The following is a 7,511-nucleotide window of genomic DNA, read 5'->3' as shown; positions in this document are numbered from 1 at the left end:
CCCTTCCCCTGCCCCCTTCCTCCTACACGCGAGGCGCCGAGTTCGTGCGACTGCTGGCCGAGCGCATCCTGATCCTGGATGGCGCCATGGGCACGATGGTCCAGCAGTACAAGCTGGACGAGGCGGCGTTCCGCGGCGAGCGTTTCGCCGCGCACGGCAAGGACGTGAAAGGCAACAACGAGCTGCTCAGCCTGACCCGGCCCGGGATCGTCGGCGAGATCCACCGGGGCTACCTGGCGGCCGGCGCCGACATTCTCTCGACCAATACCTTCGGCGCCACTGCCATCGCCCAGGGCGACTACGACCTCTCCGGCGTGGCCTACGAGTTGAACGTGGCGTCGGCGCGGCTGGCGCGCGAGGCCTGCGATGCGTTCAGCACGCCGGAGCGGCCGCGCTTCGTGGCCGGCGCGCTGGGTCCGCAGCCCAAGACCGCGTCGATCTCGCCCGACGTGAACGACCCTGCCGCGCGCAACGTCACCTTCGATGAACTGCGCGCGGCCTACACCGAGCAGTTGAACGGGCTGCTCGACGGCGGCATCGACATCGTGCTGATCGAGACCATCTTCGATACGCTGAACGCCAAGGCGGCAATCTTCGCGGTCGAGGAAGTGTTCGAGGCGCGCGGGGAACGCCTGCCGGTGATGATCTCGGGCACGGTCACCGACGCATCGGGCCGCATCCTGTCGGGCCAGACCGTCGAGGCGTTCTGGAACTCGATGCGCCATGCGCGCCCGGTCACCATCGGCCTGAACTGTGCGCTGGGCGCGGCGCTGATGCGCCCCTACATCGCCGAGCTGTCCAAGATCTGCGATACCTTCGTCTGCGTCTATCCCAACGCCGGCCTGCCCAACCCGCTCAGCGACACCGGTTTCGACGAAACGCCCGAAGACACCTCGCGCCTGCTCGAAGAGTTCGCGCGCGCGGGCTTCGTCAACGTGGTGGGCGGCTGTTGCGGCACCACGCCGGACCACATCCGCGCCATCGCGCAGAAGGTGGCGGGCCTGCCGCTGCGCCAGCCGCCGGTGGTGGAGACCAAGACGCGGCTGTCCGGGCTGGAAGCGCTTAACATCGACGAACACACGCTGTTCGTCAACGTTGGCGAGCGCACCAACGTGACCGGCAGCAAGATGTTCGCGCGCCTGATCCGCGAGGAAAAATTCGACGAGGCGCTGGCGGTGGCGCGACAGCAGGTCGAGAACGGCGCGCAGATCATCGACATCAACATGGACGAGGCGATGCTGGATTCGCAGGCCAGCATGGCGCGCTTCCTCAACCTGATCGCCTCCGAGCCCGACATCTCGCGCGTGCCCGTCATGATCGACAGCTCCAAGTGGAGCGTGATCGAGGCCGGCCTGAAATGCGTGCAGGGCAAGCCGGTGGTCAACTCGATCTCGATGAAGGAAGGCATCGCGCCCTTCCTGGAGCAGGCGCGCCTGTGCCGCCGCTACGGCGCCGCCGTGGTGGTGATGGCCTTCGATGAAAAAGGCCAGGCCGACACGCTCCAGCGCCGCATCGACATCTGCGGACGCGCCTACCAACTGCTGGTGGAAGAGGTGGGCTTTCCGCCCGAGGACATCATCTTCGATCCGAACGTGTTCGCCATCGCCACCGGCATCGAAGAGCACAACCACTACGCCGTGGACTTCATCGAAGGCGCGCGCTGGATACGGCAGAACCTGCCGCACGCCAGGATTTCCGGCGGCATCTCGAACGTGAGCTTCTCGTTCCGCGGCAACGAGCCCATGCGCGAAGCCATCCACACGGTCTTCCTGTACTACGCGATCCGCGAGGGGCTGACCATGGGCATCGTCAATGCCGGCCAGCTGGGGGTCTACGCCGACCTGGACCCGGTGCTGCGCGACCTGGTCGAGGACGTGGTGCTGGACCGCGCCGAGCCGGCGGGCCGCAAGGATCCCGCCGACGAGCGCACGCCCACCGAGCGGCTGGTGCAGTTCGCCGAGACCATCAAGGGCTCCGGGGCCAAGAAGGAAGAAGACCTCGCATGGCGCGCGCTGCCCTTCGGCGAGCGGCTCACGCATGCGCTGGTGCACGGCATCAATGCGTTCATCGTCGACGATACCGAGGAGGCGCGCCAGGCCGTGGACGCGCGCGGCGGCCGTCCCATCGAAGTGATCGAAGGGCCGTTGATGGACGGCATGAACGTGGTGGGCGACCTGTTCGGTTCGGGCAAGATGTTCCTGCCGCAGGTGGTGAAGTCGGCGCGCGTCATGAAGCAGGCCGTGGCCCACTTGATTCCCTTCATCGAGGAAGAAAAGCGCCGGCTCGAGGCCGCCGGCGGCGACGTGCGCTCCAAGGGCAAGATCGTCATCGCCACGGTCAAGGGCGACGTGCACGACATCGGCAAGAACATCGTCAGCGTCGTGCTCCAGTGCAACAACTTCGAAGTGGTCAACATGGGGGTCATGGTGCCCGCCGCCGAGATCCTGGCCAAGGCCAAGGAAGAGGGGGCGGACATGGTCGGGCTGTCCGGGCTGATCACGCCCAGCCTGGAGGAGATGGCCTACGTCGCCTCCGAGATGCAGCGCGACGAGTACTTCCGCGAACGCAGCCTGCCGCTCCTGATCGGCGGCGCCACGACCAGCCGCGTGCATACCGCGGTGAAGATCGCGCCGCACTACGAAGGTCCAGTCATCTACGTGACCGACGCCAGCCGCTCGGTCGGCGTGGCGCAGAACCTGGTGTCCGACCAGGCGGCGCAATACCTCGCCGGCATCAAGGCCGAGTACGAGCGCGTGCGAGAGCAGTACGCCAACCGCAAGGCCACGCCGCTGATCCCGCTCACCGAGGCGCGCGCGAACAAGCCCGCCATCGTCTGGCAGGGCTACCGGCCGCCGCGGCCCAAGTTCCTGGGCCGCCGGCTGTTCAAGAACTTCGACCTGGCCGATATCGCTCGCTACATCGACTGGCAGCCGTTCTTCCAGACCTGGGATCTGCACGGCCCGTTCCCCGCCATTCTGCAGGACGAAGTGGTGGGCGACTCGGCGCGCAAGGTGTACGCTGACGGCCAGGCCCTGCTCAAGCGCGTGATCGACGGCCGCTGGCTCACCGCCAACGCCGTGGTGGCCTTCTACCCGGCCAACACCATCAATGCCGACGACATCGAGATCTACGCCGACGATACCCGCAGCGACGTGCTGTTCACCTGGCGCAACCTGCGCCAGCAGACGGCCAAGCGCGAAGGCGTGGACAACAAGTGCCTGGCCGATTTCATCGCGCCCAAGGCCAGCGGCATCGCCGACTACATCGGCATGTTCGCGGTAACCGCCGGGCTGGGCATCGAAAAGTGGGAAGCGCAGTTCCAGAAAGAACACGACGACTACAACGGCATCATGCTCAAGGCCATCGCCGACCGCCTGGCGGAGGCCTACGCCGAAGCGATGCACGAGCGCGTGCGCAAGGACCTCTGGGGCTATGCGGCGGACGAGTCGCTCGACAACGAAGCGCTGATCCGCGAAACCTACCGGGGCATCCGCCCGGCGCCCGGCTATCCGGCCTGCCCGGAACATACGGTCAAGCGCGACATGTTCGACGTCATGGGTTGCCAGGACATCGGCATGGAGCTGACCGACAGCTTCGCCATGCACCCGGCGGCCGCGGTGTCGGGCTTCTACTTCAGCCACCCCGAGTCGCAGTACTTCAACGTGGGCAAGATCGGCGAGGACCAGCTGGCCGACTACGCGGCGCGCAGCGGGCGGACCGAGGAGGAGCTGCGGCGGGCGTTGATGTCGAGCCTGGGGTGAAGAGGGCCAGCCGGTGCGCCGGCGTCGCCTACTTCGGCTGGAAAATGATGATTCCCATGCCAGCCAGTGCCACCAGCGCGCCGACCGCGTCCCAACTCGTGGGCCGTATGCCGTCGACAGCCCATAGCCACAGGATGGCCGCGCCTATGTAGACGCCGCCATAGGCGGCATAGACGCGGCCTGCGGCGGTGGGGTGCAGGGTGAGCAACCAGGCGAACAGCGCGAGGCAGGCCGCCGCGGGCACGAGCAGCCAGGCGGAGCGGCCTTCGCGCAACCAGAGGTAGGGCAGGTAGCAGCCGGCGATTTCGGCGAAGGCGGTAGCGAGGTAGAGCAGGACGGTGCGCATGGAGAGATTGTGGCATGGCGGCGGCCATGCGGCTGACCTCGTCGTGTAGCTGCGCGTAGGTATAGGTGCGCTCGCTGCCGGTTTCTGTGGAGACATGCACCAGCGTCGGCTGGTCGGCACGCGCCGCCAGGTGCCGGTCCACCGCGTTATGGCAGAGATTGGTGCGCCCACCCCAGAATCCGTGGGCGAAGGGCAGGCGGGAGTCGTCCAGGCACCTGGGCGGGGGGAGTCTACCAGTCCACCAGGGCGGCCTGCTCGGTCCAGAACGATGCCGGGTCGTCGATAGAACGCGTATAAAGGGCGCGGTAGCTCGACACGGCTGTCTCACTCGTCGTTTATACACGACGATGGTGGACCCGCCGTGGCGGCGCAGATATCCCGGATTTACCCGGGAGGGGGAATGGGCACGGCGCTTCTGCCGTTTGGATCCTACGGGATCTGCTTGCTCAAGCCCTCGGCGGCTGCTCTGACCATCGGTATGTATCGATCATCGTAGCGGTCGCTAGGCATGGTCAGCGTGACCGCCCCTGCCAGCGAGCCGTCGCTTTTGAAGACCGGGGCCGAGATGCCCGCGACGCCGTTGAGTCTGTCGTTGATTGCGCCGAAGTATCCGCGTTGGCGTATCTGTTCGTACAAAGCCTGGTCTTCGGCGCTGGTATCCGCGGGCATTGTCTCCGCGTAGGCAGTCAGGACCCGGCCGCCCGATCCCTGGTGCAGCGGCAGCAGTTCGCCAGCACGCGTGTGGTCGCGCACTGGGTGAGGTGAGTCCACACGATAGAGACAAAGCCGATGATCCCCGTGGGCGACATGAAAGGCAGCGCTTTCGCCACTTTGCTCCACCAGTAAGGTAAGCGCCGGCATGACAACCCGGCCCATCGAGAACGACGCGCTGAATACCGAGTACAGGCGCATGACTTCCAGCCCCAGTCCGTAGCGCCCGTCTTCCAGGCGCTCGATCAGCCGTGCGTGCATCAGAGACGAGAGCAGACGCGAAACGGTACTTGGGTACAGGCGCGTGCGCGCCGCCAATTCGCTCAATGAAAGTGCGCAATCCCCCTGCCGATAGGCGGCTAGAAGGGTCAGAGCCCGGTCGACCGCGGCGACTCCATGCGGGCTGGATTGTTCATCGGCGATTGAATCGATACGGGCTTTGCGGGGCATGAGGGCAGGTTCTGACGGTAACTGTCGATTTTAGTACCAACCCCTATGTTAACGATCATCACTTGTGCTACCATTTTTCTAACTTAGAAAATTGATTTCTATAAGATAGAAAATATGAAACCGGATGTCGTCATCAGCGAAGTCGGGCCAAGAGACGGCCTGCAATCGCTTTCTGTGTCGATGGCCACGGCGAACAAGAAGCAGTGGATCGCTGCGTTGGCGGCAGCGGGACTTCGAGAGATCGAGGTCGGGTCGTTCGTGCGGCGCGACCTGCTTCCGCAGTTGGCGGACACGGCTGAAGTGGTGGTCTTTGCCAAATCTCTTCCCGAGCTGGAGGTGGCGGCATTGGTGCCCAATCTCCGAGGCGCCCGCGCCGCCATCGAGGCCGGTGTCGACAAGTTGACTGTTCCGGTATCGGCCAGCGAGGCCCATTCGTTGGCGAATGTGCGCAAGAGCCGTGCCGAGATGGTTGAGGAGGTCAGGGCTATCGTTGCACTGCGTGACGAACTGGCGCCGGACATGGAAGTCGAGGTTGGCATCTCGACCGCATTTGGCTGCACGCTTCAAGGCAATGTGTCATCCGCCGAAGTCTTGCGCCTGGCGGAGCAACTGGTCCGGGCCGGTGCGCAGAGCTGCGGGCTTTCCGACACCGCTGGTTATGCCAATCCCCGCCAGGTATCGGACTTGTTCCGCTCGTTGCGGTCCGCCATCGGTCCGCGGGCGGGCGCGGCCCACATGCACAACACGCGTGGGCTGGGCTTGGCGAATTGCCTGGCGGCGCTTGAGGCCGGGGTACGGACGTTCGACGGCTCCCTGGGTGGGCTGGGCGGTTGTCCTTATGCGCCCGGCGCCTCGGGAAACGTGGTTACCGAAGACCTGGTTTATATGTTCGAGGCCATGGGTCTTCGTACCGGCGTCGATATCGACAAGTTGCTCGAGGCGCGACAAGTCCTGTCCGCGAGCCTGCCAGACACTCCGCTATATGGAATGTTGCCCGAAGCGGGGCTGCCGCTGGGATTCGAGGAGCGCAGCCATGTCTGACTCTGTGCTGCCTCTGGCAGGTGTGAAGGTCGTAGAGTTCACCCATATGGTCATGGGGCCGACCTGCGGCCTGATACTCGGCGACCTGGGCGCCGATGTCATCAAGGTGGAGCCTCTGAAGGGAGACAACACCCGCAATCTGAAGGGTTCGGGCGCCGGGTTCTTTCCCGCCTTCAACCGGAACAAGCAAAGCATCGCGCTGGATCTGCATCATCCGGATGGCATGGCCATCGCGCTGCGGCTGGTCGAGAGTGCGGACATCGTCAGCGAGAACTTCAAGGCGTCGACCATGCAACGGCTTGGACTGGACTATGCCAGTCTGTCGTCTCGTCATCCGCGCCTGATCTACGTCAGCCACAAGGGATTCCTGCCGGGGCCCTACGAAAAGCGGACCGCGCTGGACGAGGTTGTGCAGATGATGGGCGGGCTCGCCTATATGACCGGCCCGGAAGGCCGGCCATTGCGTGCCGGCAGCAGCGTCAACGACATCATGGGCGGAATGTTCGGCGCGTTGGGAGCCATTGCTGCGCTTAGAGAACGCGACCGGAGCGGGCGGGGCCAGCATATTCAGAGCGCGCTGTTCGAAAACAATATCTTCCTGGTTGCCCAGCACATGCTGCAGTACGAAGTGACGGGCAAACCCGCTGCGCCGATGCCGAGCCGTATCTCGGCATGGGGCATCTACGACGTGTTCAGTGTGCGAGGTGGCGAGCAGATCTTTTTGGCAGTCGTCAGCGACACCCAGTGGGGCATATTCTGCGATGCGTTCGGATTCGATGACCTCAAGGCCGAGGCGCGCTATGAAACCAACAACCAGCGCGTAGAGGCCCGCGACACGCTGCTGCCAGAGTTGCGCCACCGCCTGGCCGCCATGAGCGCGGGTGCCATCGCGGAAGTCTTTGAGCGCCATGGCTTGCCATTCGCGCCCATTGCCCGGCCGCACGAATTGCTGGATGACCCGCATCTGAACGGCTCGGGCGGCCTGGCCGATATCCGGCTCGATGGCGAGGCTGGCTCCGGTCGGGTTCCGTTGCTGCCCATCGCGCTCGATGGCGAGCGTCCCGGATTGCGCCTTCATCCCCCCCGGCGTGGCGAGCACACCGCGTCCATTCTGGCTTCGCTTGGCTATACGCCTGAGCAGGTCGAGGATCTGGCACGCCGCTCGATCGTGGCCTCGAGCCCGGAAACGAACTGATTTCGCA

5 protein-coding genes and 1 pseudogene are annotated in these 7,511 nt (G+C 65.0%); 3 read left to right on the top strand and 3 right to left on the bottom strand.

Annotation, left to right across the window (positions count from 1 at the left end):
• Nucleotides 1-3,761 (top strand): methionine synthase (gene metH / locus PIGHUM_RS07335; protein ID WP_246013007.1); only part of this gene is annotated, 3,761 nt, incomplete at its 5' end.
• Nucleotides 3,762-3,789: 28 nt separating this feature from the next.
• Here metH and PIGHUM_RS07330 read toward each other — a convergent pair.
• The 3 genes and pseudogenes from PIGHUM_RS07330 to PIGHUM_RS07320 all read right to left on the bottom strand — a co-directional run bounded on the left by PIGHUM_RS07330 (nucleotide 3,790) and on the right by PIGHUM_RS07320 (nucleotide 5,268).
• Nucleotides 3,790-4,107, bottom strand: coding sequence for a YnfA family protein (locus tag PIGHUM_RS07330; RefSeq protein ID WP_124078741.1), 318 nt, complete (start codon nucleotides 4,105-4,107; stop codon nucleotides 3,790-3,792).
• Nucleotides 4,097-4,424, bottom strand: a pseudogene (locus tag PIGHUM_RS07325) (acetyl-coenzyme A synthetase N-terminal domain-containing protein); the annotation flags it as partial. The gene PIGHUM_RS07330 and the pseudogene PIGHUM_RS07325, both read right to left, overlap by 11 nt.
• A 112-nt stretch (nucleotides 4,425-4,536) precedes the next feature.
• A complete protein-coding gene (locus PIGHUM_RS07320; RefSeq protein ID WP_124078740.1) occupies nucleotides 4,537-5,268 on the bottom strand; it encodes an IclR family transcriptional regulator in 732 nt (243 codons plus the stop codon).
• A gap of 114 nt (nucleotides 5,269-5,382) precedes the next feature.
• On the opposite strand from PIGHUM_RS07320, the gene PIGHUM_RS07315 reads away from it, so the two are divergent.
• Together PIGHUM_RS07315 and PIGHUM_RS07310 are read left to right on the top strand one after the other, a co-directional pair.
• A complete protein-coding gene (locus PIGHUM_RS07315) occupies nucleotides 5,383-6,309 on the top strand; it encodes a hydroxymethylglutaryl-CoA lyase (RefSeq protein ID WP_124078739.1) in 927 nt (308 codons plus the stop codon).
• Nucleotides 6,302-7,504, top strand: coding sequence for a CaiB/BaiF CoA transferase family protein (locus PIGHUM_RS07310; protein ID WP_124078738.1), 1,203 nt, complete (start codon nucleotides 6,302-6,304; stop codon nucleotides 7,502-7,504). Before PIGHUM_RS07315 ends, PIGHUM_RS07310 begins: the two co-directional genes overlap by 8 nt.
• Nucleotides 7,505-7,511: the final 7 nt, after the last annotated feature.

Origin of the sequence: Pigmentiphaga humi (assembly GCF_900606115.1) — a bacterium.
Taxonomy (GTDB): domain Bacteria; phylum Pseudomonadota; class Gammaproteobacteria; order Burkholderiales; family Burkholderiaceae_B; genus Pigmentiphaga; species Pigmentiphaga humi.
Note: the sequence above shows the minus strand (reverse complement) of the source record. Positions and strands in the feature narration are given on the sequence as shown.

Bases quoted from the DNA above. Each gene is read 5' to 3' on its own strand.
- PIGHUM_RS07330 (WP_124078741.1), bottom strand. From the start codon at position 4,107: ATGCGCACCGTCCTGCTCTACCTCGCTACCGCCTTCGCCGAAATCGCC.
- PIGHUM_RS07320 (WP_124078740.1), bottom strand. From the start codon at position 5,268: ATGCCCCGCAAAGCCCGTATCGATTCAATCGCCGATGAACAATCCAGC.
- PIGHUM_RS07315 (WP_124078739.1), top strand. From the start codon at position 5,383: ATGAAACCGGATGTCGTCATCAGCGAAGTCGGGCCAAGAGACGGCCTG.
- PIGHUM_RS07310 (WP_124078738.1), top strand. From the start codon at position 6,302: ATGTCTGACTCTGTGCTGCCTCTGGCAGGTGTGAAGGTCGTAGAGTTC.